General features: G+C 35.4%; 24 protein-coding genes, 11 tRNA genes, 1 rRNA gene and 1 pseudogene. 32 read left to right on the top strand and 5 right to left on the bottom strand.

Features of this window, described 5'->3' with window-relative positions; all coding sequences use genetic code 11:
• Positions 1-83 precede the first annotated feature (83 nt).
• The 17 genes and pseudogenes from rrf (at position 84) to P6936_RS03710 (ending at position 7,427) form a co-directional block, all read left to right on the top strand.
• A 5S ribosomal RNA gene (gene rrf, locus P6936_RS03790) occupies positions 84-200 on the top strand.
• A 22-nt stretch (positions 201-222) separates the two neighbouring features.
• Positions 223-297: transfer RNA gene (locus tag P6936_RS03785), tRNA-Asn, on the top strand.
• Between the two features lie 19 nt (positions 298-316).
• A tRNA-Met gene (locus tag P6936_RS03780) sits at positions 317-393 on the top strand.
• A 3-nt stretch (positions 394-396) separates the two neighbouring features.
• A tRNA-Met gene (locus P6936_RS03775) sits at positions 397-473 on the top strand.
• 51 nt (positions 474-524) lie between these two features.
• Positions 525-599, top strand: a tRNA-Glu gene (locus P6936_RS03770).
• 76 nt (positions 600-675) lie between these two features.
• A tRNA-Glu gene (locus P6936_RS03765) sits at positions 676-750 on the top strand.
• 197 nt (positions 751-947) lie between these two features.
• A tRNA-Val gene (locus P6936_RS03760) sits at positions 948-1,023 on the top strand.
• 25 nt (positions 1,024-1,048) lie between these two features.
• A tRNA-Asp gene (locus P6936_RS03755) sits at positions 1,049-1,125 on the top strand.
• 330 nt (positions 1,126-1,455) lie between these two features.
• A tRNA-Thr gene (locus P6936_RS03750) sits at positions 1,456-1,531 on the top strand.
• Positions 1,532-1,544: 13 nt separating this feature from the next.
• Positions 1,545-1,619 (top strand) — tRNA-Gly (locus P6936_RS03745).
• 95 nt (positions 1,620-1,714) lie between these two features.
• Positions 1,715-1,788 (top strand) — tRNA-Gly (locus tag P6936_RS03740).
• Position 1,789: 1 nt separating this feature from the next.
• A tRNA-Arg gene (locus P6936_RS03735) sits at positions 1,790-1,866 on the top strand.
• Between the two features lie 196 nt (positions 1,867-2,062).
• Positions 2,063-2,533, top strand: a pseudogene (gene tnpA, locus P6936_RS03730) (IS200/IS605 family transposase).
• Positions 2,534-2,788: 255 nt separating this feature from the next.
• Positions 2,789-3,721 (top strand): metal ABC transporter solute-binding protein, Zn/Mn family, encoded by a 933-nt coding sequence (locus P6936_RS03725; protein ID WP_276880884.1) that lies wholly within the window; start codon positions 2,789-2,791, stop codon positions 3,719-3,721.
• Entirely contained in the window at positions 3,714-4,382 is a 669-nt protein-coding gene (locus tag P6936_RS03720; RefSeq protein ID WP_276880883.1) for a metal ABC transporter ATP-binding protein, read from the top strand. The genes P6936_RS03725 and P6936_RS03720 overlap by 8 nt, the downstream gene beginning before the upstream one ends.
• A 3-nt stretch (positions 4,383-4,385) precedes the next feature.
• On the top strand, positions 4,386-5,180 hold the full coding sequence (locus tag P6936_RS03715; RefSeq protein ID WP_276880882.1) for a metal ABC transporter permease: 795 nt from the start codon (positions 4,386-4,388) through the stop codon (positions 5,178-5,180).
• Between the two features lie 9 nt (positions 5,181-5,189).
• Positions 5,190-7,427, top strand: a complete 2,238-nt coding sequence (locus tag P6936_RS03710; protein ID WP_276880881.1) for a hypothetical protein — start codon at positions 5,190-5,192, stop codon at positions 7,425-7,427.
• A 166-nt stretch (positions 7,428-7,593) separates the two neighbouring features.
• On the opposite strand, the gene P6936_RS03705 is transcribed toward P6936_RS03710, so the two are convergent.
• Both P6936_RS03705 and P6936_RS03700 read right to left on the bottom strand, forming a co-directional pair.
• Positions 7,594-8,946 (bottom strand): alanine/glycine:cation symporter family protein, encoded by a 1,353-nt coding sequence (locus P6936_RS03705; protein ID WP_276880880.1) that lies wholly within the window; start codon positions 8,944-8,946, stop codon positions 7,594-7,596.
• A 14-nt stretch (positions 8,947-8,960) separates the two neighbouring features.
• Positions 8,961-9,674 carry a glycerophosphodiester phosphodiesterase gene (locus P6936_RS03700; protein WP_276862412.1) on the bottom strand — a complete coding sequence of 238 codons (714 nt, stop codon included), beginning with the start codon at positions 9,672-9,674 and terminating at the stop codon, positions 8,961-8,963.
• A gap of 293 nt (positions 9,675-9,967) precedes the next feature.
• Here P6936_RS03700 and P6936_RS03695 point away from each other — a divergent pair, with 293 nt between their 5' ends.
• A complete protein-coding gene (locus tag P6936_RS03695) occupies positions 9,968-10,615 on the top strand; it encodes an MgtC/SapB family protein (RefSeq protein WP_004836492.1) in 648 nt (215 codons plus the stop codon).
• Between the two features lie 154 nt (positions 10,616-10,769).
• Here the strand turns inward: P6936_RS03695 and P6936_RS03690 are convergent, their stop codons facing one another.
• From P6936_RS03690 to P6936_RS03680, 3 genes are read right to left on the bottom strand one after another with little or no spacing between them, the layout of a single operon-like run.
• Complete coding sequence (locus P6936_RS03690) at positions 10,770-11,516, bottom strand: ABC transporter permease (RefSeq protein WP_276880879.1); 747 nt, start codon at positions 11,514-11,516, stop codon at positions 10,770-10,772.
• Positions 11,506-12,234, bottom strand: a complete 729-nt coding sequence (locus P6936_RS03685; RefSeq protein WP_276880878.1) for an ATP-binding cassette domain-containing protein — start codon at positions 12,232-12,234, stop codon at positions 11,506-11,508. Before P6936_RS03685 ends, P6936_RS03690 begins: the two co-directional genes overlap by 11 nt.
• Positions 12,231-13,259: an ABC transporter substrate-binding protein gene (locus P6936_RS03680; protein WP_276880877.1), complete on the bottom strand. Its 1,029-nt coding sequence runs from the start codon at positions 13,257-13,259 to the stop codon at positions 12,231-12,233. Before P6936_RS03680 ends, P6936_RS03685 begins: the two co-directional genes overlap by 4 nt.
• A 178-nt stretch (positions 13,260-13,437) precedes the next feature.
• Here P6936_RS03680 and P6936_RS03675 point away from each other — a divergent pair, with 178 nt between their 5' ends.
• From P6936_RS03675 to radC, 14 genes are all read left to right on the top strand, one after another.
• Positions 13,438-14,511 carry a bifunctional glycosyltransferase family 2/GtrA family protein gene (locus P6936_RS03675; protein ID WP_276880876.1) on the top strand — a complete coding sequence of 358 codons (1,074 nt, stop codon included), beginning with the start codon at positions 13,438-13,440 and terminating at the stop codon, positions 14,509-14,511.
• A gap of 143 nt (positions 14,512-14,654) precedes the next feature.
• Positions 14,655-16,070: a hypothetical protein gene (locus P6936_RS03670; protein ID WP_276880875.1), complete on the top strand. Its 1,416-nt coding sequence runs from the start codon at positions 14,655-14,657 to the stop codon at positions 16,068-16,070.
• Between the two features lie 88 nt (positions 16,071-16,158).
• Positions 16,159-18,798, top strand: a complete 2,640-nt coding sequence (gene polA / locus P6936_RS03665; protein ID WP_276880874.1) for a DNA polymerase I — start codon at positions 16,159-16,161, stop codon at positions 18,796-18,798.
• Complete coding sequence (gene coaE / locus P6936_RS03660) at positions 18,785-19,375, top strand: dephospho-CoA kinase (RefSeq protein WP_004836485.1); 591 nt, start codon at positions 18,785-18,787, stop codon at positions 19,373-19,375. The genes polA and coaE overlap by 14 nt, the downstream gene beginning before the upstream one ends.
• Positions 19,375-20,031, top strand: coding sequence for a lytic transglycosylase domain-containing protein (locus P6936_RS03655; RefSeq protein ID WP_060929960.1), 657 nt, complete (start codon positions 19,375-19,377; stop codon positions 20,029-20,031). The genes coaE and P6936_RS03655 overlap by 1 nt, the downstream gene beginning before the upstream one ends.
• Positions 20,032-20,099: 68 nt before the next feature.
• On the top strand, positions 20,100-21,425 hold the full coding sequence (rsxC, locus tag P6936_RS03650) for an electron transport complex subunit RsxC (protein ID WP_004836483.1): 1,326 nt from the start codon (positions 20,100-20,102) through the stop codon (positions 21,423-21,425).
• 9 nt (positions 21,426-21,434) lie between these two features.
• Positions 21,435-22,409 (top strand): RnfABCDGE type electron transport complex subunit D, encoded by a 975-nt coding sequence (locus P6936_RS03645; RefSeq protein ID WP_004836482.1) that lies wholly within the window; start codon positions 21,435-21,437, stop codon positions 22,407-22,409.
• On the top strand, positions 22,402-22,947 hold the full coding sequence (locus P6936_RS03640) for an FMN-binding protein (protein WP_276880873.1): 546 nt from the start codon (positions 22,402-22,404) through the stop codon (positions 22,945-22,947). Before P6936_RS03645 ends, P6936_RS03640 begins: the two co-directional genes overlap by 8 nt.
• Positions 22,948-22,955: 8 nt before the next feature.
• Entirely contained in the window at positions 22,956-23,603 is a 648-nt protein-coding gene (rsxE, locus tag P6936_RS03635; protein ID WP_004836480.1) for an electron transport complex subunit RsxE, read from the top strand.
• An 11-nt stretch (positions 23,604-23,614) separates the two neighbouring features.
• Positions 23,615-24,187, top strand: a complete 573-nt coding sequence (locus tag P6936_RS03630) for an electron transport complex protein RnfA (protein ID WP_004836479.1) — start codon at positions 23,615-23,617, stop codon at positions 24,185-24,187.
• A 12-nt stretch (positions 24,188-24,199) separates the two neighbouring features.
• Entirely contained in the window at positions 24,200-25,003 is an 804-nt protein-coding gene (locus P6936_RS03625; RefSeq protein WP_004836478.1) for an RnfABCDGE type electron transport complex subunit B, read from the top strand.
• Between the two features lie 93 nt (positions 25,004-25,096).
• Positions 25,097-25,486, top strand: coding sequence for a NusG domain II-containing protein (locus P6936_RS03620; protein ID WP_040349282.1), 390 nt, complete (start codon positions 25,097-25,099; stop codon positions 25,484-25,486).
• On the top strand, positions 25,483-26,016 hold the full coding sequence (locus P6936_RS03615; protein ID WP_004836476.1) for a Gx transporter family protein: 534 nt from the start codon (positions 25,483-25,485) through the stop codon (positions 26,014-26,016). Before P6936_RS03620 ends, P6936_RS03615 begins: the two co-directional genes overlap by 4 nt.
• Positions 25,994-26,680, top strand: a complete 687-nt coding sequence (gene radC, locus P6936_RS03610; RefSeq protein WP_276880872.1) for a RadC family protein — start codon at positions 25,994-25,996, stop codon at positions 26,678-26,680. The genes P6936_RS03615 and radC overlap by 23 nt, the downstream gene beginning before the upstream one ends.
• Positions 26,681-26,683 lie beyond the last annotated feature (3 nt).

The raw sequence follows: 26,683 nt of genomic DNA, 5'->3' as shown, positions 1-26,683 counted from the left end.
TGCAGTAATGTATTAAGCTAATGGATACTAAACTTTAAATCTTGACTGGAAATATATTTTGCTAATTTAGAAAGGTTCAAAAATATGGTGATGATGGCATAAGGGATACACCTGTTTCCATACCGAACACAGAAGTTAAGCCTTATAACGCCGATGGTACTCGGAGGGCAACCTCCCGGGAGACTAGGAAATCGCCAAACAATTACGCTTATGCGTTTTTGCGCTTAGGTAGCTCAATGGTGGAGCACCCGGCTGTTAACCGGTAGGTTGTGGGTTCGAGTCCCACCCTGAGCGCCATTTATTTAATTTATTTTATCGCGGGATGGAGCAGTCTGGTAGCTCGTCGGGCTCATAACCCGAAGGTCGTAGGTTCAAATCCTGCTCCCGCAACCACATGGCGAAGTAGCTCAGTTGGCTAGAGCATTCGGTTCATACCCGGAGTGTCAACGGTTCAAGTCCGTTCTTCGCTACCAATAAATTAGGGTCAAGCTTATGCTTGATCCTAACTGATAATTTTTAATTATGGCTCCATGGTCAAGTGGTTAAGACACAGCCCTCTCAAGGCTGTATCATGGGTTCAAATCCCATTGGAGTCACCACCACATATGACCATAAGACTTTATTAGGCTTTTCTTTTAAGGCCCTATGGTCATAATAGTATAAGTTTATTATTTAGGCCCTATGGTCAAGCGGTTAAGACACCACCCTTTCACGGTGGTATCCCGGGTTCGAATCCCGGTAGGGTCACCATTATTAGTCAAATTAGACTAGAAAAGAACTTCTTCGTATAAGAGGATACCACCGTGTTCACGGCGGTAAGTTCTTTGGACTCACTGACGTTCGTCTCAAAGATTTCAAATCTACGATTTGAAACAGCACAGCTGACTGGGTTACGAATTCCAGTAGGGTCACCATTATATTATTTTAATTGTTAAAACACTTTTTTTGGAAGTATAGCTCAGTTGGGAGAGCATCTGCCTTACAAGCAGGGGGTCACAGGTTCGAGCCCTGTTACTTCCACCATGTTTATCATCTTATGATGATTTTTGGCTCGGTAGTTCAGCTGGTTAGAATGCCGCCCTGTCACGGCGGAGGTCGTGGGTTCGAATCCCATCCGAGTCGCCAAAATAAATACACGATTTAGATGTGACTTCGTAAAAGGTCCGCCGTTACGGCGGAGGAGTTCTTCGGACTCACTAGCGTTCGTCTCGAAGATTTCAAATCGAAAGATTTGAAACCCAGCAGGGGACTGGGTTCGAATTCCATCCGAGTCGCCAAAATAAATACACGATTTAGATGTGACTTCGTAAAAGGTCCGCCGTTACGGCGGAGGAGTTCTTCGGACTCACTAGCGTTCGTCTCGAAGATTTCAAATCGAAAGATTTGAAACCCAGCAGGGGACTGGGTTCGAATTCCATCTTTGTCGCCTAGTTTCTAGCAGATTTTGTTAGATCCGCTGATGTAGCTCAATTGGTAGAGCAATTGATTTGTAATCAATAGGTTGTAGGTTCAAGTCCTATCATCAGCTCCATAATTTTTAATATGCGGATGTGGCTCAGGGGTAGAGCATCGCCTTGCCAAGGCGAGGGTCGCGAGTTCGAATCTCGTCATCCGCTCCATATATGACTTACGTTTTGCGTAAGTTTTTTATTTTTAATTCCTTGTTTTTATTGAAAAAATATATTTTTAGCATATAATAATTTAGTATCCATATGCGGGTGTAGCTCAGTGGTAGAGCCCCAGCCTTCCAAGCTGGTTGCGAGGGTTCGATTCCCTTCACCCGCTCCATGCGTTATTAGCTCAGCTGGATAGAGCGTCTGGCTACGGACCAGAAGGCCTGGGGTTCGAATCCTCAATGACGCGCCAGGATTATAGAAGAGTTTTGATTTTCAAGACTCTTTTTTTATTGTCCACTTAAGTGAGTTGAGCGAACGAAAGAGAGCGAAACAAAAAACCACCTGCTATGCAGGTGGAGGGATTTAGCTTTAGCTTCAAGCACCAAGAAAACCTCCTTAAAGTATAATTGTGATAGTCACATGCACAATTAAATAAGGAGGTAATCATGGATAAAAACACTTTATCGCATACAAGCTGGAGATGCAAATATCATATAGTTTTTGCACCAAAATATAGAAGACAAGCAATATACAGACAACTAAGAAAAGACATAGGGAGCATACTCAGAGAATTATGCTCAAGAAAAGGAATAAACATAATAGAAGCAGAGCTATGTCCAGATCATGTACACATGCTGGTAGAAATACCGCCAAAATAGTCTGTATCATAAATTATGGAATATTTAAAAGGGAAAAGCTCACTGATAATATTCGATAGACATGCCAACCTAAAATACAAATACGGAAACAGAAATTTCTGGTGTAGAGGATATTATGTAGATACAGTGGGCAGAAACGAAAAGAAAATAAAAGAATATATACAAAATCAATTAAAAGAAGATTATTACACTGACCAGATAAGTATAAAGGAATATTATGACCCGTTTACGGGAGAGTCAGTAAATAAAAACAAATAAAAAAACTGCTTAAGCAGTAGTTGGGATAGTGGTACATGTGATAGAATACTCGACAGCCCCAATAGGGGCGTGCCGGTATTTGCGCCTTATAGGCGCTGTGCAAACTACCAGCTAAGCTGGTAGTTTTGATTGGCTTTTATTGATATATGCTTTAGTTAAAATACTTTTTTTTATAAAAAATTAATGCGAACGACTTGCAAATGGCAAAAAAAGTGATACATTATATAATGCAAATCAATCGCATATGGAGGTTTTATGAAAAGATATTTTAAGGGACTAATTTTTTTAGCTATTATTTGTGTCTTTGCTTGTAGTTCTTGTTCTAGAAATGAAAAGATGAAGACTGATTCGGGAAAAGAAGCTAATGGTAAAAAAGTAGTTTATGCTAGCTTTTATCCAGTGGAAGATTTAACAAAAAGAATTGTGGGAGATAAGATGGAGGTTCGTACTATTATAAAAGCAAACCAAGAGCCTCATTCTTTTGAGCTTTCTACAGATGATATGAAAAATCTAACTGGGGCAGATCTTGTTGTTTATAATGGGGCCGGCATGGAAAGCTTTATTGATGATTTGAAAAAGGGCATTAATGATGATGATAAATTCCTAGACTTATCTCAAGGTCTTTCCCTTTTGGATAGTTCAGATGAAGCTAGTGAGCAAAAATCAATAAACCCTCACACATGGTTGTCAATTAAAAACGCCATGGAAGAGCTTGATACTATTTATAAGAAGGTTTCTTCTATAGATCCAGCAAATGATGCCTACTACAAGGCTAATTTAGATAAGTCTGTTAAGGAATTTGCGGATCTCGATAAGGAGTTTGAAGATGAGCTTTCTAAGGTTAAGTCAAAGGATAAGTATTTCGTTGTAAGTCATGCTGCCTTTAATTATTTGGCAGATGATTATGGGCTAAAGCAAGTTGCTGTTACGGGAATATCTCCAGAGGATGAACCATCAGCCAAACAATTAAAAACTATAGCTGATTTTGTTAAGGCTCACAAGATTAAGACAATTTTCTTTGAAGGCAAGGCGACACCAAAGGTTGCTGAAACTTTAGCGAAAAATACTAATACTAAAACATCAACTCTCTATACCCTAGAAAACCTCACTGAAGAAGAAGCCCAAAAGGGATATATCAACCTTATGAGGGAAAATTTGAAGAATCTTGTGGCATCCTTCAATGAATAAGGCTATTTCAATCAAGGGCCTGGACTTTGCCTATGACAAGGAAAAAATTCTCGAAGGTTTAGACTTAGATATAGGCCTGTGTGATTTTGTTGCTATTGTAGGGGCTAATGGAGAAGGTAAGTCCACCCTTATTAATCTTCTTCTTTCAAATCTAAGAAAGGATAGGGGGACTGTAAGGATTTTCGGTGATCTTATTGAAGAGAACAATCATTTTTCCGATATTGCCTATATCAGTCAAGATGCTGTAAGATCCTACAAGACTTTTCCAACTACTATAGAAGAAGCTGTAAAGATTCACACATCTTTTCTTAAAGTAAACAAGGATGTTGATAAGCTTCTTGATGAAGTTGGTCTTAAAGGCCATAAAGATAAGGCACTAAGCGAATTATCAGGGGGTCAACTTCAAAGGCTTGGCCTCCTCCTTGCTCTTATCAAAGATGCCAGGTTAATTCTTCTAGATGAACCTACGACAGGAATTGATAAGACTTTTTCGAAAGAGCTTTTTGTGCTATTAAAGAAAATGACCCAAAATGATAAAACAGTTGTGATTGTAACTCATGATTTAAGACAGGCAAGCTTTTATGTTGATTACGCCTTTAAAATTTGTGATAAAAAGGCGATACTTATTGATAAGTCAAGGCTTGAGGATGTATTGGAGTAGGATATGTTAGATATATTTCAATATGAATTTATGAGAAGGGCCTTTATAGTAGGGGGGATTCTTGCAATAATCCTACCTTGTATGGGCCAATCAATTCTGATAAAAAGACTTTCAACAATTGGAGATACCCTTTCTCACTCATCCCTAGCGGGCCTTACCATAGGTCTTGCCTTTGGTTTTAATCCCCTATCTACCGCTATAATTTCTTGTATAGTGGCTGGAGTTTTAATCGAATTTATTAGAAATAAATTAAAAAATTATCAAGAAGTTTCGACAGTTATAATCCTTGCGGCTTCCATTGGACTTGCAGGAATTTTCTCATCTTTGGTGGAAAATACAAATTCTATCTCTTCCTATCTATTTGGTTCTATTGTAACTATTAGTGATGGGGAGTTTTATTTGGTGCTTGCTATAGCTAGCATAGTTTTACTATGCTATGGACTTATTTACAAAAAACTTTACCTCAGTGTTTTTGATCCCCAAGCGGCAAGAATTATGGGTATCAACACAAGCTTTATAAATTTCATGCTTACAATATTAACAGCAATTACAGTTTCAATATCTGCAAGGACAATAGGTTCATTAATTGTATCATCACTTTTGGTGATTCCATCCCTTACAGCAATTGAATTAAGAAAAACCTACAAGGCGAGTCTTATCGTATCTATAATTTTATCGCTCGTTTATGTTTATCTCGGTCTTTTGCTTTCTTATCATTTTAACCTAAGACCTGGTTCGGTAATTGTTTTAATATCAGTAGTATGTTTACTAATAATAATGTTAGTAAAGAATAAATAGGAGAATAATATGAATAAAATGCACATAGGAAAAATTATGGCTGTCTGCTATCTTTCGGCAGTATTACTTTCATCTTGTTCTATTTTTGGCAAAAAGGATAGTAACAAAAATGAAGTTAAGAAAAAGGAAACAAGTTTTGTTAGCAAGAAAACTAGCTACAAGAAAGATAAGACTACAGAAGTATTGATTGATTCAGAAATCAAGAAAGAAGATATAGTTAGAGTTGTAAAACATGGCGACCATTGGCATGTTTTTACCAAGGATGGCAAGGAACATATTACCTACACTGATCCAGAAAAAATGGGAGATAAGGCAATGGATCTTGTCAGCGTTGTTTCAAAAAATGTTTTAAGTGGTATGGATGTTGTTTCAATCAAAAAACATGGCGACCACTGGCATGTCTATACCAGAGATGGAAATGAATACCTAACCTATGAAGATCCATCAGCTCAATTTCCGAATATTCGAGTAGGAGTTTATCATGGTAGTCATGGGTCAAGTGCGAAAACTAATGGCAAAAGTAGCTCTAAGGCCAGAAAAGTCAAAGAAAATCTTGAAGATAAGGGAGAATATGTCGTAAAAATTCTCCAACACGAAGATCACTTCCATATTTATACCAACAAGGGCAACGAATATATATCCTACGAAGACCCAAGGAGTCTATATCCAAATGCAAGTTTTGGTCAATATGTAGGCAGTCATGCTTCTTCTCATCAAATAAGTAAAAGTAGACCAGAAAAAAGATGGACAAGTAGCCCAAGTGTAAGTCCATCAAACAAATTAAAAAATATAGACAAACTTGTTAGGGTAAAAGATCCCGTTGAGCTTATTAAAGAAGAAAAGAAAAACCAAGAAAAGGTTGTGAAAATTCTAAAACATGAGGACCACTACCATATCTACACCAACAAGGGTAATGAATATATATCCTATGAAGATCCAAGAAGTAAGTATCCTGATGCTGAATTTGGAATCTATCATGGTAGCCACAGTTCAAGTCAAAGGAAAGAAGAAGCTTTGGTTCAACCACCAAAAGAAGATCAACAAAAGCCTCAACTTTACAAAGTAGACCAAAGAAATAAGGCTATAAGGGAGATGAAAATTGTAAATATAATGGGTCAAGAACCAGCAGACCTTTTTGATATAGTAAAAATCCTAAAGCACGAGGACCATTACCACATCTTCGATTCAAAGGGAAGGGAATCAATATGCTACCAAGACCCAAGAAGTCTATACCCTAAAGCCTACTTTGGTGATTATGAAAAAGTTAAAAAGCCTCAAGTAGAGCCTCAAGTACAAACAGAGCAAAAGGAAGAAACTCCTAAGCCTAGTGAAAAGAAAGACCAATGGCCAAAAAATATAGTAAGAATAATTGATCACGGCGATCACTGGCACTTATTTGATAAGGATGGAAATGAAACTGTAGTAAAAACTAATCCAAAAGACCATTATCCAAATGCTGAATACATTGATGAAAGCAAGCATAACTCACATATAGAGGTTGACGATAGTGAAATCTTTAGCTATGAAAGTGTTAGACCACAAATAATTGATGAGAAAATCAAGGCCTACATGGATGATAACTTGAAGAAGATGTCAGCCTATGGAGATGTTCCAGATGATGGTAAGGAAGTATATGGGTCTGATGGACTAAGAAAGAATGTATTTTATTGGCTTCATGGAGGTCATTACCATGCCATAAGTATCAAACAAATTATCCAAAGGCAAAAAGATAAGGAATTTGGACCTTACACAGCCAAGGACGTTGTAGCCCTAATGAAATACAAGATTGAAAATCCAAGCACAGATTTGGAATACAAGCCACAAGTAGAAGGCTCGGAAGTAGTTGAATACCTACAAGCCTATTACAAGATTAAGGATCCTTTTAGGATTCAACAAATAGTAAATGATATTTACATCTATTCAGGAGATGAATCTATAGCATTAAAGCTTAGTGATTTCGAAAAGCTTGATGGAAAAATCACATACAATAAAGTTCTTCCAAAAATTCTATCAGACAAAGAATTAGAAGAAAAGCAAGCTACAAAAGAAACTGAAGAAAATAAAGATGAAGTAGCAAAGGACGAGAAAAACCCAACAAGCCCTGCTAAAGAAGAAAAAAATAAGGATGAAACAAAAGTATCTGACCAAGAAAAAATAGACACTAAGCTAGACCCAGAAAAAACCAAAGATATGGATGCTAATAAAATAGATGAAGAAAATAATTCTTTAGATAATAAGGGTCTGTAGACAATTGACATATCAACCCACAAGCTAATAAAAGCTTAGGGTTGATATTTTTTTACTTATTATAACTAAAAATATAATTAAATATTTCTAAGAGGATATAAAGAACATTTCATAAAAAAATCGTGTTGGCGGAAGTTTTTTGCTTTAGCCAGCACGATTTATTATCTTATTTATTTAATTTTTCAAAGTAGTCTTTAGTTTGGAAACGAACTTCCTTAACTAGGAGGAGCAAGGCTAGCATGTTTGGGATAATTACAAGACCCATAGCTATATCTTGGATAGTCCACACAAGACTGATTTTACCTAGACATCCTATTATGCAAAGGAAAGGATAAATATATTTAATCTTATCAGTAAACTTTGCTCCATAAGCATAGGTAAAGGACTTAGCAGCGTTAAACCATTGACCCATGAGAGTTGTAAAACAGAATATCAACAAGGCAAAAATTGCGAGATAGGAGAGAGGTTGATAAACTGTCCCTATAGCTTGGATTGCCATGTTTGATGCTTTGATAGTTTCTCCATCCAAAGGTATTTGAGAAACACCAATTGTAATAGCTGTCATTGAGCAGATAAGGATTGTATCAATAAATACCTCTGTAACTCCAGTAATTCCTTCTTCTACTGGATGATTTACAATAGCTGTTCCGTGGGCGAATGGTGCAGTACCTTCACCAGCTTCGTTTGAATACATACCCCTTGCTATACCATATTGCATGGCTTTGGCTATAACAGTACCTGCCACACCACCAGCTGCTGCCTTAAAAGAAAAGGCTTGGGTAAATATTTCTCTAAAAACTAAAGGTACGTTTTTAATATTTACAATTATAACTAATAGGCATAAAACAACATAAAAAATTGACATTATTGGTACTAGATTAGTTGCAAGCTTTGCCAATCTCTTTAAACCACCGATTGCTATTATAAACAAAAGACCTGTAAGAATAAAGCCTGTAAGCAAATTATTGAAACTAAAATTGTCTTGCAAGATAGTAGCAATGGTATTTGATTGGACTAGATTTGCTCCCATCATCTTTATAGTCATGAGGATGGCTATAACTATACCCAACTTTGGTGATTTTAGACCATCTCTAATGTAATACATAGGACCTGATAGGATATTTCCATCTTGATCTTCGCCCCTATATAATTGGGAAAGGATGATTTCTCCATACTTTAGGGCCATGCCAAAAAATGCAGCAAGCCACATCCAAAAAACTGCCCCAAAACCACCAGAAACTATAGCTGTTGCAACACCAACGACATTTCCACCGCCGATATTACCTGCCAAGGTTACCATCATGGCTTGGAAGGTAGATAGAGAGCCCTTTCTCTTTTCTAGATTTCTCTCCTTAAAACTCTTAATCAAAGTTTCCTTCATTATGTAAGCAAAATGCCTAACTTGGACAAAGCCTGTCGCAAAGGTATATAAAATTCCAAGTCCTAATAAAACATAGACAAGCCAATTGCCCCAAAGCATTTTATTAATACTTTCTAGTATAAGTTCAAATTCTTTCATAAATTCTCCTTCTCTTATCTAAGCTCTTTAACAAATCTATCTGGATAATCTGATATTATAGCATCAAAACCAATATCATTTAGTTCTTTGAAATCATAAGGAATCTTATCACTAGTCCAAGCATTTACAGTGATTCCCTCTTCGTGGAACTTATCCAACAAGGCCTTATCGACAGTCTGAGCTATTGGATGGTAGATTTTAATGGAATTTTCTTTTAAGTATGAAATAGGGTCAGCTATAATAGACTCTTCTAGGAAGGCAAGCTTTAAACTATCATCTATATCCTTCATCCTAAGGATACTTTGGTGGTTGAAGGATGAGATAATTACCTTTTCTTCCATAGAGTATTCTTTAATAAGGTCATACAATTTCTTTTCTATACCCTCATAAAAGAAAAGTCCGTTTTTAATTTCGATATTAGTCACTATGTCAAGATCTTTGGCATAGGCAAAATATTCTCTAAGAGTTGGGATTTCTTCATGGTATTGTTCATAGCCATTAGCTGCATCATATTTTTTAAGCTCAGCTAGGCTTAAATCCTTAACCAAAAGATTAACTCCACAAGTCCTAATGAGATTTTCGTCATGGATAATAACCAATTCCCCATCCTTTGTTAGATGGACATCAAACTCCACTCCATCTGCACCGACTTCGATCGCCTTCCTGTAGGCTAGCATGGTATTTTCAGGATAGGATCCCTTAAATCCACGGTGTGCTAAATTTAACATAAGTCCTCCTTAATAAATAGTAATAATTTTAGAAAATAAAAAAGCATAGGCTTACCCTACTACTTATACATGTCTTATCTCTAAAATATTAAGTTTTCTTAATTATAATATATAGACAATAATTAGTCAAATATATTTTAAAACCTTTTCCTTATAGGGCGGAATTTTCTTGCTAGGAAAAATTTCTATTGACATCTTTGTGTTTTGTGATAAAATTATCATATTATTATATAAGAGCGAGCAGTGATTGATAGATTTATTTGTCACTGCCTTTTTGTTTTTAGGAGGGAATCATGAATTGGGATTTGAATTTTAACTTACTTTTGAGAATATTTTTATCTTGTTTGAGTGGTTATGCAATTGGGGCAGAAAGGGCCAGCAAAAACAAGTCAGCTGGATCTAGAACCCATACCATAGTTTGTTTGGGCTCTTGCCTAGCTATGATTATTTCAAAGTACGGATTTTACGATGTCAAAGACTACGATGCGGCAAGGGTTGCGGCTCAAATTGTATCTGGTATTGGTTTTCTTGGAGCTGGTATTATTTTTGTAAAAAATAACGATGTTACTGGCCTTACAACAGCAGCAGGGATCTGGACTACTTCTATTGTTGGCATGTCTTTTGGAGCAGGTATGTATTTTCTCGCGATTATAACTACATCCTTAATCATTATCTTGCAAAACTTTTTGCATGTTGCTGATATTTTTCAGAAGCATGACCAGTTTAATATTCTAATACAATCCTATGATTCTAATGTTGTAGGAGATATAGATGAATATATAGAAAAGAATAATATAGCCAAGAGGGCCTATAATTTGAAATATAAGGAACAAATCTATTATTTGAGTTTTAAGATTTATCCAAAAAATAACCAAGAAATGACAGATTTCTTAAATCACATAGAAGCTAACCCAAGTATAGAAGAGTTTAAGGTCTTTTAAATTTGTAGCTTTTGAATTTTAAATACATCTTTTAATAAAAATATAAATAGCTACTTAAAAAGCTCCTTTGTTTTCTAGTTTGTACTTGTTAAGCTAGAAATCAAGGGAGCTTATAGTTTTCTCACTCTTATAGGATTGTAGGATTAAAATATGCCTAGACGCTCTTTTGACTTTTCCAATGGCAGGTATTTTTTTCTATTAGTAAAACAAGCTTATAAAGAATCAGTCCTAACAGGGACATGACAATTATCCCACCATACATTTGTTCATATTCTCTTCTTCCCATTGTATCTAAGATAAAATATCCCAAACCATCAAAAGAAGCGAAAGTTTCTGAAAAAAACAAGACTGATATTGCAGTTCCAATACAAATTCTTAGGGCTGTCAAAATATCGGGTATGATATATGGCAAAATCAAATTTGTTAATATATCCTTGAAGGACTGACTAAGAGAATACATGGATATATATAGGTCCCTTGGAAGATTCCTAACAGAATCAATTATAACTAAGAGCAATTGAAAAAAAATAATCGAGCTTATCAAGACTATTTTCGACAAATTGCCAAGGCCAAAAAACAAAACCAAGACTGGCAAAAAAACCACCTTGGGTATGGGATACAAGCTCGATATTAGGGGGCAAAGTAGCTGATAAACTTCTTCTTTATAGCCAATTGGAATACCTATTGCTAGGGCAAAAAGCAAGGAAATTAATAAACTAAGGACTATCCTCATCAAACTTATGAGGGCATGTTTTAATATAAGTCCCTTTTCTATTGCTGTGATTAGCCCATCAAGAGTCGCTAAGGGACTTGGTAGAAATGCCTTGTCGACTAGGATGCTTAAAATTTGCCAAAAGATGAAGAATATCAAAAAAACAAATATTTTACTTTTAACTTTCATTTATTTCCTCTTTCAATTTATCCCTCAATATTTGATAGATTTCTTTTCTGTTATACTTATCAATATCAAAAAATTCATAGTGCTTATTTTTAGATAAGAAGAGGAGTTTATCAGAAAGTTCAAGGGCCTCATCTATCTGATGGCTTACCAAAATTGATGTGATAAAATGTTTCTTTTGTAAGTTTATATAGTAATCTTTTAATCTTTCTCTGGTTATTTCATCCAAGGCGGAGAAGGGCTCATCTAAGAGTAAGACAATCGGTTTTGTTATCATGGCCCTAACTAGGGCTACTCTTTGTTTCTGTCCACCAGAAAGCTCGTAAGTATATTTATCAGAAAGCTCTCCTAGATTAAAATATTCTAATATAGCATCTACTTCTTCTTCTCTTATAAGCATCTTATTTTTCAAGAATTTTCTAGGTAAGTCTATGTTTTGGCGGACAGTTTTCCAATCAAACAAGCCATAATTTTGTAAGATAATTTTGATATCCATTTGAGGTTTCTTTAAGGGCTTATCTTTAAAGGAAATCTGCCCCTCATATGAACTGTCGATTCCTGATAAAAGTTTCAAGAGAGTGGTTTTGCCACAGCCTGATTGCCCAATTACTGCCCATCTTTCATTTCTATGTATTTTCCAATTTAGATTTTCTATAACATACTTGTTATCATTTTTGTATTTGAAGGATAAATTTCTTATATCGTATAATAAATCACTCATTTTTTAATAAATTCTGTACTTACCAAGTCTTCGTAAGAATAAGGCTTATCTATAAGTTTTTTCTCTAACAACCAGTCGCTAACTCTTTTTACATCTTCCTTGCTTGGAAGCGTGTATGGGCTAAAGCTTGGTGTTTTGTAGCTATCTTTTATATCATCAGAAACTCTGGCATTTTTTATGGCAAGCTCCTTATATTTGTCGGGGTTTTTGTTGATTTCATCCATGCTATTGAAATACACCTTCATAAAGCTTTTAAGCTCATCCTTATTACTATCAATAAATTCATCTCTAGCTAGGATAACTGATTGAGAAAAATTCTCGCTTAGGAGGGTATCATCAATTACAGGCTTACATCCCTTTTTTATGGCAAAGCTTGCTAGGGGATCGGGAAGGATGGCACAATCAATATCCTTGCCTTGAAGAACAAGTTCCATCCTTAGCAAAAGATCTGGGACGTTGACCTTTTCAATCTTTGAAGAGTCCAAATGTAAATTTTTTTCGTATTGGCACATTAGGTAGTCCATCATAGTATTGTCAGATATGGCGACTTTCTTTCCATATAAGTCTTCTGGCTTTTCTATATTACTAGATGGAAATGAAACCACAACAAATCTTCCTTCTTTGACATTAGCTCCAAAAGCATAAGAGATTACCTTAGTATCAAGGCCGGCTTTTTTTAATAAGGCTTGGACTATCATATCATTCATCACTATGTCAAGTTGGCCTGCTTCCATTGCCTTTGATTGGTCAAGGCTTGATTTGAATGGGAAAAGCTCGACATCAAGGCCAGCTTTGGAGAAAGCATCCTCTTTATTTGCAACAACTAGGGGCAAGACATCATCAATAGAAAGGATACCTACTCTAATTTTCCCCTTGCCTTTTTCACCTTCACTATTAGCTTCCTTATTCGTTTTAGGATTAGAGTTAGATTTTGACATTTTATCTCCCTTAGTCGAGCAAGCTGTCAAAATTATTAGGAAGAGTAAGAGCATCATTGACAAAACATTTTTTTTAACTTCTTTCATAGTTCACCTCATATAAAATATAGTTGTTAATATTATAACATAAACAAGATAAAATTAGTCTTTAATCTTTAAGGGCTAGCTTATTTATTTTCTTAGAAAGAGCTAATTCTTGATATATTAAGTTTTAATAATAAAATAAAGTAGAACACTAATAAGAATAGCTAAAAAAGGATAGATTATGGATGAATTTATAATATTAATTCCTGCCCTAAATCCTCCCAAAGACCTACTAAGTTCTTACATTGATGAACTAAAAGAGAAAGGCTTTAGGAGAATTCTTCTGGTAAATGACGGATCTAGAGCGGAATATGATGAATACTTTAAAAAATTTAAAAAAGATGGGGTTGATGTCTTTAGCCACTACAAGAACTTTGGTAAGGGAAGGGCCTTAAAGAACGCCTTTAATTATATCTTAAATACTTATGACGATTTTTCCTATGTGATTACAGCGGACTCAGATGGCCAACATAGGGCGGAAGATGTCTTTAAAATTGCAAAAATCGCCCAAGAAAAAGAAGTCGCCATGTATTTAGGATCAAGGGACTTTAATAAGGATAATGTTCCTTTTAAATCTTCTTTTGGTAATAAAACCACAAGTTTGGTCTACAAATTAATGTTTTATGATAAGATAAATGATACTCAGACAGGCCTTAGGGCTATACCTAAAGCTTATCTAGCAGATTTTCTTGACCTTCCTGGAGAAAGATTTGAATATGAGATTAATATGCTCATAAATTCTTCTCAGACAAAGAAGAAAATGATTGAAATTCCAATAGAAACAGTTTATTTTGATAATAATAGCGAAACTCACTTCCATCCAATTAGGGATTCTTTTAAGATCTACAGGGTAATGCTAGGCACATTTTTTAAGTTTATTCTAGCTTCCTTATCTTCTTTTGTAGTAGATATTGGAGCCTTTACTATTTTAACAAGAGTCTTGGCAGGAGTTTTGCTAAATTCAAGCAAAATTATTTGGGCATCAACTGGGCTTGCTAGGATAATTTCTGGTATATTTAATTATAATATCAACAAAAATCTCGTCTTTTCTGATGATAAGAAAGAAAAGAGTAAGTTTATTAAGTATGCGACTTTGTGGCTATGCCAACTAGTTCTTTCCGCTTTTTTTGTGGATATGATTTTTGAAAGAGTAAATATGAATGCAAGTCTGATTAAGCTTATAGTCGATACCATTATTTTCTTGCTTTCTTTTACGATACAGAATAAGTTTATTTTTAAGGTAAGTGAAAAATGATATATCTTTTGTTAATAATCTTAGGGTTTTGCGGTTTTTCTGTACTGATAAGGGATAAATTTGCCTTGGAGATATACTTTATCCCCTTCGTGTACTTTTCCTTTCTTAGTAGTTTAGTTTATATTTTTGCCCTAGTTGGCTTTATGAAGGAATCAAGCTATATCTTCCATGGGGTCTTTGGAGGGCTTTGTCTATATTATCTATTTAGAAAGAGAGAGGTCTTTAGAGACTTTATTGACTATTGGATTTTTGGCATAATTGGGATTTTTATTATCCTTTACCTAAAAAATGCCCAATTCCTCCACTATGATGATTTTAGTCATTGGGGCTTGATTAGTAGATTTTTGTTAAGTCATGATAGGCTAAATCTTGGATCTGATAAGCTTATAAGCTTCACTTCATATCCCCAAGCTAGTGCTTATTTTATTTATGGGCTAAGTAGACCCCTAGGATTCTCAGAGCCTATTTGTTTTATGGCTAATGCTCTTGCAGTTTTGGCTGGATATTTTCCTATCTTTAAGAAGAGCAGGGATAATAAATATTTGACACCAATACTTATCGTTTTTGCCATTTATATATTAATGGATAATGTTCAGATAAATAGCCTTTTAGTAGATAGCTTACTGGCAACAAGCTCCTTTGCTCTTCTTGCCTTTGTTAGTCAATATGATTTTGCGGAGAATAAAAATCTACTAATTATTTTGTTGCCGATGATTATATCAGTAAGCCTAATAAAAAATTCTGCTTTATTTTTTGTCCTAGTCGCATCTTTGTACATGCTCAAAAAATATTGGAAGAACGATAAATTGGTAGGTGCTTTCCCTCTTGTAATAATGTTTTTGACCAACAAGTCTTGGTCAATCCATGTTAAGAGAAACTTTACCGACCTCGGCAAGCATAGCATGAGCTTTGCTTCCTACAAAAAAGGTCTTTCGACAAAGAACTTTTCAACAATCATGCAAATAAGTAAGAATTTTTTGAAGGCTCTATTTGAAGAGAGAATAATTCTTATTTTACTTATTATCCTAATTGTTGCATATTTTATAGCAAATAAGGATAAGATTTACAGAAATTTGCTCATATTTGTTGGAGTCGTGTATTTATCCTATCAATTAGGTAATTACTTAATGTATATCTTTTCAATGCCTAGCGGAGAGGCCATCAAACTTGCCGGTTACGGTAGATATGTAAAGACTATAAGAGCATATCTTTTACTCATAAGTTTCTATTGGATGCCCTTTGATAAGAAGAAAATCATAGTTATTATGATGGCTGTCTTTATGGTATTTTTATCCTATACTCCTATTAAAAAACTAACTTACAAGGATAAAAATAGAGAAGTTTATGCTAGTAACAAGGAAAAATTATCAGAAGCAAAAATTACAGGCGAAAATAAAAAAATTCTAGTGAAAATGAAGGAAGAGGATAAATCATCTTATTATTATTTCATGGCGAAATACCTATATAATAGTCCTAATCTGGTAATCACTTATCCACAAGACAATAAGACTTACCAAGCTAGTGATTTTGATTATCTTGTAGACCTTAGCAATAAGTAATATTAGGGAGCTTTATGCTCTCTTTTTTTGCGAATTTTATATTTTGCGTGTAAGTCGAGTATGATATACTATATACAAAGGAGATATGATGAAGAAAACACTTATGTTAATTGACGGGTCTAGTTTGATCTTTAGGGCTTTTTTTGCCCTTCCTAAGCTAACAAACAACGACGGAGTCATGACTAATGGCGTTTATGGTTTTCTTACCATGTACAAAAACGCTTTTGATAGATATAAACCTGATTATATTCTAGTTGCCTTTGATAGGGCGTCAAAGACTTTTAGACATAAAGAATTTAAGGACTATAAGGCAACTCGTAACAAGATGCCTAGCGAGCTTTCTTATCAATTTGGAATCCTAAAGGATATCTTGGATTCTTTAAATGTTAAATACACAGACCTTGATGGCTTTGAGGCTGATGATATTGTAGGAACTTATGCAAAAATGGCCCAAGAAGCTGGCTATGATTCAGTCCTAATTACTGGAGATAGGGATTACTTACAGTTAGTTGATGAGAAAATTGTAGTAAATCTTACCAAAAAGGGCGTATCTGAAACTAAGGAATATACAATAGAAGCTATTAAAGAGGAGTTCGGCCTTACTCCTAAACAACTTATAGATGTTAAGGGTCTTGAGGGAGATAAGTCTGATAATATTCCAGGAGTTGAGGGGATTGGCCCAAAGAAGGCTATAGAATTTATTCAAAAATATGGATCAATAGAAGGTCTTTATGAGCATATAGATGAGATTTCAGGCAAGAAAACCAAGGAAAGGCTCATTGATAGCGAGCCTATTGCCTATATGAGTAAAAAAATCGGGACCATTGTTACTTCCGCTCCAGTAGAATATGAGCTTGAAGAATTAAAGGTGGCTGAGCCTGACCTTCCTAGCCTTAGGGAGAAATATTCTAAGTATAATTTCAATAAGTTCATCGAGGACATGGACGGGGAAAAAAGTGAGATTGTAAAAAAGGATTTTACTTACGAGAAGCTAGATGATTACGAAAAATTTGCAGATGAAATAAAGGCAAAAGGAGAATTCACTTTCAAATGCCTCTATGAGGGAGAAAGCTATATTCACAGCAAGGTTTATAAGATTGCTATAAAGACAAAGGATTCTCCGGCCTATATTCTAGACCCTGACCAAGCTTTTATTGATAGCTTTAAGGATGTTTTTGAAGATGAAAAGATTTTAAAGAATTCTTTTGATATTAAGGAAGATATAGTTTTACTAAACAAGCTGGGCATTGACCTAAATCTTCCCTTTGATGATCTAATGCTTATGCATTATCTAATTGATCCATCTAGGTCATCTTATGATTTAAAGACTCTAAGCCAAGCCTATCTCGACTACGAAGTAATATCTGAAGTTGACCTTCTAGGAAAGGGGAAGAAGTCCCTAAGCTATGGTGAGCTTGACTATGATAAGCTTTCAAATTACTTGGCGAGTGAGCTTAATGCCATAGAAGATGCTAAGGCTAAGTTAGTAGATATGCTTAATGAATACAAGATGTATGATCTCTATGAAGATATAGAAATTAAGCTTTCCAAAGTCTTGGCTAATATGGAAATCGTAGGCTTTGTTACTGACAGAAAGGTTCTCGAGGATTTAAAAGAAGATATAAATAAGGATCTAGAAAAATTAACTAGTGAAATTTACGAGCTAGCTGGAAGCGAATTTAATATAAATTCTACCAAACAATTGGGAGAAGTCTTGTTTAAGGACTTAGACCTTCCAGTCATAAAAAAGACCAAGACAGGATTTTCTACTGATGCGTCAGTCCTTGAAAAACTAAGGGATAAGCATCAAATTATTCCTAAAATCGAAAAATATAGGGAGCTTTTTAAATTGCAATCAACCTACATTGAGGGCTTGGAGAAGGCTATAGATGATGATGGAAGAATAAGATCGACTTTTAGGCAAAATATAGCCGCCACAGGTAGGCTTTCTTCCCAAGATCCTAACCTTCAAAATCTTCCAATAAAAACTGACGAGGGAAGGCTAATTAGAAAGGCCTTTAAGGCGGGCCAAGGGAAAATCCTAATAGATGCCGATTATTCACAAATTGAACTAAGAATCCTAGCTTCTCTTTCAGGGGATGAGCATATGATAGAAGCTTTTAGGAATGGAGAAGATATCCATGCAAAGACTGCATCAAAGGTCTTCCACACTCCCCTTGATGAGGTTACGAAAAGACAAAGATCCGATGCTAAGGCGGTAAACTTCGGCATAATCTATGGGATAAGTGATTACGGACTTTCTCAGAACCTAAATATTCCTAGGAAAGAAGCCAAAGCCTATATAGACAACTACATGGCTAGTTACCAATCAATAAAAGCATACATGGATTCTATAGTAGAAAAAGCTAAGGAAGATGGTTTTGTAGAAACTCTCTTTAATAGAAGAAGATATGTGCCAGAAATAAATTCTAAAAACTTTAATGTAAGAAGCTTCGGTCAAAGGGTAGCCCTAAATACACCTATCCAAGGAACAGCGGCAGATATAATAAAAATTGCCATGATAGAAACCGACAAGAATCTCAAAAAAGCAGGTCTTGATGCAAAAATTGTCCTCCAAATCCACGATGAAATAATCCTTGAAGCAAGCCTTGAAGATAAGGATTCTGCCATGGAGATACTTAGAAATTCTATGCAAGAAGCTGCAAATCTCAAAGTCCCTTTGATAGTTGATATAGATACTGGAGAAAGCATGTATGAATCCAAGTAGGATTGTAATTACAGGAATAATAGCATCGGGTAAGTCCACCCTTTGCGATATCCTAAGGCAAAAGGGCTTTCTGGTAATAGATGCCGATCAGGTAAATAAGAAACTAATCAAAGAAGGCGGCAAAAACTATCTAGCCATAAAAAGCGATGAAGTCTTTGCTCCTGCTTTTGATGGAGAAAAACTCGATAAGAAAAAACTGGCACAACTAATTTTTGCTGACAAGGAGAAGATGGACAGGCTAAATGAATTAAGCCACAAAAATATAATTGAAGAAATAGATTCTATCATAGATAAATCTAGTAGGGATAAGGTCTTTATAGAAATCCCCTTATTCTTTCAAATGAAAGAAACTTTTCCATGTGATAAAATTATCCTTGTAACAGCAAAGAGGGATGTCCAAATCCAAAGACTCATCAAAAGAGATGGTATTAGCCTTACTTACGCCAAGAAAAAAATAGAAAGCCAAGATGAGCTTGAAAGAATGAAGGAAAATAGCGATATCATTATTGATAATAGTGATGGAGTTGACAAACTAAAAGAAGAAATAGAAAAAATCTTAGACAGAGGTGACTTTTAATGAAAGTTGTAAAATTTATAGGAAAATCTTTGGCATTTTTGCTCCTTGCCATAGGGATATTTTTTGCAATAGTATATGGCCTTATAGCCTATCAAACATCAAGGACTCAGATTTCCTACCAAGAACAAATCTACGAACATTCAGAAAAATACAATATTGATCCCTTGCTTACTGCATCAATAATTAAAGTTGAATCAGATTTTGACAATAATGCCCAAAGTCATCAAGGGGCCCATGGCCTTATGCAATTGTTGGATGATACAGCCAAACATTCAGCTGAAGTAGTAGGAATAGATTATTATCCAGAAAAACTCAATGATGTTGATTACAATTTGGACTTAGGAATCGGCTATTTCGATTATCTTTATAGGTATTACAATAATAAGGACCTAGCTCTAGCTGCTTATAATGGTGGAGTTGGAAACGTTGACAGCTGGATAAAGGACGGGACAATTGATAAGGACAATCCTAATCCGCTTGATATTCCTTTCGAAGAGACTAGACAATATGTAAATAAGGTTAATGCCAATTATGCTGTCATGAAAAAGTTTTACAAGGATGGACTACCTAGCCAAGAAGAACTTCACAATCTAAGAAGACTTAGCCTTAAAAATTTCAAAATTTTTATTAAAGATTTTGTCAATAATGTAAGATAATCATTGAATGTAAAGCGATTTTAAATTATAATAGTAGAAGAGCAAATATAATATAGAAGGAGAAATTTATGGCACTTAATACCATTACATTCAAAAATGGTGTGCACATGGAAGAGTACAAAGAGCTTACTGAAAATAGTGAGCTTAAATTTGCGAGTATTCCTAAACTTGTAACAATTCCTCTAATCCAACATATAGGTGCACCTAGTAAATGTCTTGTTGCAAAAAAAGACGAAGTTAGTGTAGGTCAGCTTATAGGAGAAGCTGTCGGAAATTTCTCTGCAAATATCCACTCCTCAGTAGCAGGAGTGGTAAAGGACATTATCGATATACAATCCGCCTCAGGCAAGCCATGTAAGGCAGTAGTAATTGATACCGAAGGTTTCGACCAAGATAAAGAATACATAGAAAAAGATAATGTAGACCTTAGTGCAGAAGAAATAGTAGCAAAGATTAAGGAAGCTGGAATAGTAGGTATGGGTGGTGCAGCCTTTCCTGCTCACATCAAATACATGCCAGCCAAAAAAGTCGACACAGTAATAGTAAATGGGGCAGAATGTGAGCCATACATTACTTGCGATGACTATCTAATGAAAAATAGACCTCAAAGGATTCTCAAAGGTCTAACTCAAGCAATTAAAGCTGTAAATGCCGATAGAGGAATCGTTGCTATAGAAGATAATAAGCCAAAAGCATACGAATCTATGACCAAGGCTCTAGCTGAGTTTGCTAAAGAAAACTCAAATTTCAATATCGAAATCAAACAATTAGAGACAAAGTATCCTCAAGGTGATGAGAAGAGAATGATTGACGTAACCTTAAATCGTCAAGTTCCTAGTGGTGGACTTCCTATGGATGTTGGAGCTATAGTATCAAACGTTTCAACTATGCATGCAATTTATGAAGCAATCTATATGGATAAACCCCTCTACGAAAGAATAGTAACAGTAACTGGAAAATCTGTTAAAAACCCAACCAATATGCTCGTTAGGTGTGGTACAGAATTTGGTCACTGCATAGAAGAAGCAGGTGGAGCAGATGATATTGCTAAACTTGTAAATGGTGGACCAATGTGTGGTATTGCTCAACCAGACCTCAACAGACCAGTAGAAAAAGCAAGTAACTGTATTTTAGTTTTAGCATCTGATCAGGCTCAACCATTAGAAGTTAGCCCATGTATTAGATGTGCTAGATGCGTTGATGCTTGTCCAGTATATTTACTTCCACTATATATCCACAAGTTCTCCCTAGAAGAGAGATTTGAGAAGGCCCAAGAGCTTAATATCATGGATTGTATAGAATGTGGATCTTGCTCATTCGTTTGTCCATCAAACAGACCTCTTGTAGAAGCTATTAAGTTTGGTAAGAGACAAATTAGGCAAGCAGGTAAATAGGAGGAGTATATGGAAAATACAAAACAACTATTGGTAACAGCTTCTCCTCATGTAAGGAGTGATCGTACAGTTACAAAGGATATGCTAGATGTAATCATAGCCCTTATACCAGCAGGTCTTGCTTCAGTATATTACTTTGGTTACAGAGCCTTGGTACTTATCCTAGCAGCTGTAATAACTTGCGTGTTATCAGAATATATATTTAATAAAGCAATAAAAAGAAATCAATCAATCAAAGACCTTTCTGCTGTAGTAACAGGAATACTACTAGCCTTCAACGTTCCTTGCACCTTACCAGTATGGCAAATAATCATAGGATCAATGTTTGCGATAGTAGTAGCTAAGATGTTTTTTGGTGGAATCGGACAAAACATTGTAAACCCAGCCCTTGCAGCAAGAGCCTTCTTAATGGCTTCTTGGTCACAAAATATGACAACTTTTGTTTCACCACAAAAAGTTAATTTGATTAGCACAGCTAAGGACATTTCAACAGTAACATCAGCAACACCTCTATCAGATCCGGCAAGTTACAGCACAATGGACTTATTCCTAGGTAATATTCCTGGATGTTTGGGTGAAGTATCTGCTATAGCACTTCTAATCGGTGCAGCTTATCTAATAGTAAGAAAAGTAATTCACTTGAGAATTCCACTTACATATATTTTGACATCAACAGTTTTGTTGGGTATTTTTGGAACAGGATTTGCTGATTCTCTAAGAAATATTCTTTCAGGTGGTATGATTCTAGGTGCCTTCTTCATGGCAACTGACTATACAACAACACCTATTACAAAAACTGGCCAATATGTTTTCGCTTTAGGTTGTGGTATCCTAACAGCAGTTATTAGAACTTGGGGTGGATATCCAGAAGGTGTTTCATATTCAATATTATTAATGAACCTAATTGTTCCTATAATAGAAGCTTACACTAGACCAAAGACATTTGGTAAAGCAGAGGTAAAGAAAGGAAAAGACAATGAATAATAGTTTAAAATTAGGCTTGAAATTGTTCTTAATTACTTCAATTACAGCCTTTGCCCTAGCCTTGACAAACAATGCAACTATGCCATTAATCGAAGCCAAGGCCCAAGAAAAACTTCAAAAATCATTGGCGACAGTTCTTCCTGCAGATTCTTATGATGAAGTAGATGTAGCTGATAAGCCTCAAAGTATAGAAAAAGTATATAAAGCAAATGGTTGCAAGGGAGAAGGATATGTATTTCAAATCAGTTCTCCAGGAGGATACGGCGGACCTATAGAATTTCTTATAGGTGTTGGTTCTGATCACAAGATAACAGGATTTGCTCCACTAAATCACTCCGAATCAGCAGGCTTTGGTAAAAGAATGGAAGATGACTTCTTTAAAGAAGGCATGGTTGGAGTAAGTATGGATGGAGAAGTTAAGGCATCAAAAACCGGTGGAGAAAATGAAATCGTAGGAATCACAGGCGCAACCATATCTACAGGTACAATACTTAGGGGTATAAATGACGCTGTCAAAGTCCTCGGTGAACTTAAATAGGAGATATTATGGAACAACAATTAGATAGACCTATTGAAAATAAAAAAGAAAAAAAGGCTCCTAAAGAAAACTTAGGCAAAGTATTTTTGGAAGGTATTTTTGCTAATAACCCAATCTTTGTTCAAACTGTAGGTATGTGTTCAGTATTGGCTATATCTTCATCCTTGACCAATGCTTTAGGTATGGGAGTATCTGTAACCTTCGTAGTAGTAATGAGTAACTTGGTAATTTCTTTACTAAGGAATTTTATCTCTGATGAAATAAGAATACCTGCTTTCATAGTAATTATTGCAGGTTTCGTAACCATTGTACAAATGTCAATAAAGGCTTATATGCCAGCTCTTGATGAATCCTTGGGTATATTTATCCCACTTATAGTAGTAAACTGTTTGATTCTTGCTCGTGCAGAAGGATTTGCTTCAAGCCATGGACCATTTTCTTCAATTATTGATGGTATAGGTCAAGGACTTGGCTATACACTTGCTATATCAACCCTAGCTTTCTTTAGAGAGCTACTTGGAGCAGGAACACTTTTTGGAAAAACTATAATTCCACAAGCTTATACAATTGGATTTTTACAACAACCAGCATCATCATTTATAGTTCTTGGTATGTTAGTTGCAGCATTTAATGCAATTTCAAAGAAGAGAAAATAAGAGGAGATATTATGGGAAATCTATTTTCAATAATCATTGCAACTATTTTCGTAAGTAACTATGTACTCGGTCAATTCTTAGGTATCTGCCCTTCACTTGGTGTAACAAGCAAGGTAGAAACCGCCAGAGGAATGGGTTTGGCAGTAATATTCGTTATAACCCTAGCATCTATTATCACTTGGATAATTCAATACTACATACTTAATCCGTTAAATATTGGATTCTTACAAACAGTTGTATTTATATTAGTAATCGCAGCCTTAGTACAATCAGTAGAAACTGTAATGAAAAAATCAATGCCAGCTCTTTATGGAGCCTTGGGAGTATTTCTTCCACTTATTACTACAAACTGTGTAGTTTTAGGTGTTGCTATTAAGGCAATTGAATCATCATACACTCTAATAGAAACAATAGTTTATGCACTTTCTGCATCAGTTGGTTTCATGCTAGCAATCATGATTCTTGCCTACATTAGAGAAAGAATAGAATATAATTCATTACCAGAAACCTTTAAGGGAGTACCTATAACCTTAGTTACTCTTGGACTTATGGCAATATCCTTTATGGGTTTTGCAGGACTTTGATAGGAGGAAGTTATGATAGAAACTGTTATAATACCAATAGCCGTCTTGGCTATCCTAGGCTTTGTCTTTGCAGTAGCCTTGGGATTTGTCAGTGAGAAATTCCATGTAGAAAAATCAGTAAAAGAGCAACAAGTTAGAAACTGCTTGCCAGGTGCTAACTGTGGTGCTTGTGGATTCCCTGGCTGTGATGGACTTGCAGCAGCTATAGCAAAGGGAGAAGCACCAGTTAATGCTTGTGCTATTGGTGGTAAATCAACAACCGATGCGATAGCTGCGGTTATGGGAGTTGAATCTGCTGGTGGAAGCGATAGAAAAGTCGCTATAGTCAAATGTGACGGAACATGTGATGCCGCAAAAGACCTTTATGCTTATTCAGGTCTTGAAGATTGTAGAGCTCAAATTGCCCTCTTTGGTGGTAAAAAAGCTTGCAACTATGGTTGTCTTGGTTGTGGATCTTGTGAGAAAGCTTGTCCATTTGATGCAATCCATGTTAAAGATGGAGTAGCCCTAGTAGATAGAGAAAAATGTGTTGCTTGTGGTAAGTGTGTTACAACTTGCCCAAAGAATATAATAACCCTTGTACCATTTAGTCAAAAACAAGTTGTTATTTGTTCAAGCCATGACAAGGGCAAGGACGCAAGGACAAATTGTGGTAATTCATGTATAGGTTGTTCAATTTGTGCAAAGACTTATCCAGAAGCCTTCGCTATGGATAACTTCTTATCAGTTGAGCAAATAGGCAATGAATTTGATCATGACTTGCTAAAACAAGCAGCAGAAAAATGCCCAAACAAATGTATAGAAGTATTTGAATAAGATAAAAACAGTGCGGAATTTCTGCACTGTTTTCTTGTGCCTAAAATTGACAATATCAAGATAAAAATGATAAACTTAAAGTCGAGGTATAAGATGAAAATTAAGAAAGCTGATATATTTGTTATAATATTTCTACTGGTATTTTCCCTAGCTTCTTCTTTGATTATTTCAAGGATTACATCTAAAGATAGGGGAAATATTTTAGTTATTAAGCAAGATTCTAAGGTAATTAAGAAAGTGCCACTGACTAAGGATCAAAAGTTTAAGATTGAATATAAGGGTCATTATAATATAGTTAAAATAAAAGATGGCAAGGCTTTTGTTTCAGATGCGGATTGCTCTGATAAAATATGCACACATATGTCTCCGATTTCTGATGTAGGAGAGACTATTATTTGCCTGCCACATAGGTTGTATTTAGAAGTCTATTCCGAAAATCCTAAGGATAGTAGGAAAGATAAGATAGATAAGGTGATTAGATGAAAATGGATGTAAGAAAAGTTACAACTTTAGCCCTACTTACGGCGATGGCTCTTGCTATCTCCTTGTTGGAGCATTTTATTCCCATGCCTGTTCCAATTCCGGGTGCAAAACTTGGACTTTCAAATATAATATTATTAGTAAGCTTGTATTTTTTCGGACTTAGGGCAGCTCTTTTGATAGGAGTTCTTAAATCATTCCTCTTGGTTTTGGCAACAGGTATGGTTAGCTCCTTCTTTTTTTCAGTAGCTGGAGCAATTCTTGCAAGCCTTGCTATGAGTCTTTCTTTAAGGCTGTTAGAAGATAAGCTTAGTTTTATAGGCATAAGCGAGATTGGAGCTTTTTTCCATAATTTTGGTCAAGTTCTTGTCGCTTCAATAGTTATGGGCAATATTAAGATGTATTATTACTTTCCCTTGCTAGTATTTATAGGAACTTTTAGTGGATTTTTTGTCGGCCTAAGTTCTAATTATATTATTAAGCACATGGAAAAGATTGGGATAATAAAAGATGAACAATTCAAAAAGAATTAAGGATTTAGATCAATTCGACAGACCTAGGGAGAAGATGATAAGAGAAGGCTTCGATAGTCTAAGCGATGAGGAGCTTTTGGCTATTATCCTTTCAACAGGCAACAAAGAAAAAAACGTCATAGACCTATCCAAAGAAATTCTAGATACCTTTAGCTATGAAGAACTTTTGGAGATAGAAGTTGTAGAGCTTCGCCAAATTAAGGGAATCAAAGAAGCTAAGGCTAGTAAAATCGTAGCCGCCCTCCAACTGGGTCGTAGGATAAATGAGAGAGTCCTAGATAGGAAGATTGAAAAAATAACATCTAGTAATGACGTCTATGAAATAATGAAAACAAAGCTAGAAAATGCTAAGAAAGAATATTTTTATGCAATCTTACTGGATACTAAAAATGTGATTATTGCTAAGGATTTTGTATCTATGGGAGATTTAAACTCTACTATAGTTAATCCTAGGGAAGTCTTTAAGAAAGCTATAAAGAAAAGTGCAAAGTCAATAATCATTGTTCACAACCATCCATCTGGAAATCCAAATCCATCAAGGGAAGATTTTGCAATAACTAAAAGACTAGCCGATTCGGGCGAGCTTTTGGATATTGAAGTATTAGATCATATTATTATTGGGAAAGATTGCTTTTATAGTTTTAAAAAAGAAGGGAATTTGTAAGGG

This window comes from Anaerococcus tetradius (assembly GCF_947087635.1).
In the GTDB taxonomy this organism is placed as follows: Bacteria; Bacillota; Clostridia; order Tissierellales; family Peptoniphilaceae; genus Anaerococcus; species Anaerococcus tetradius.
Note: the sequence above shows the minus strand (reverse complement) of the source record. Positions and strands in the feature narration are given on the sequence as shown.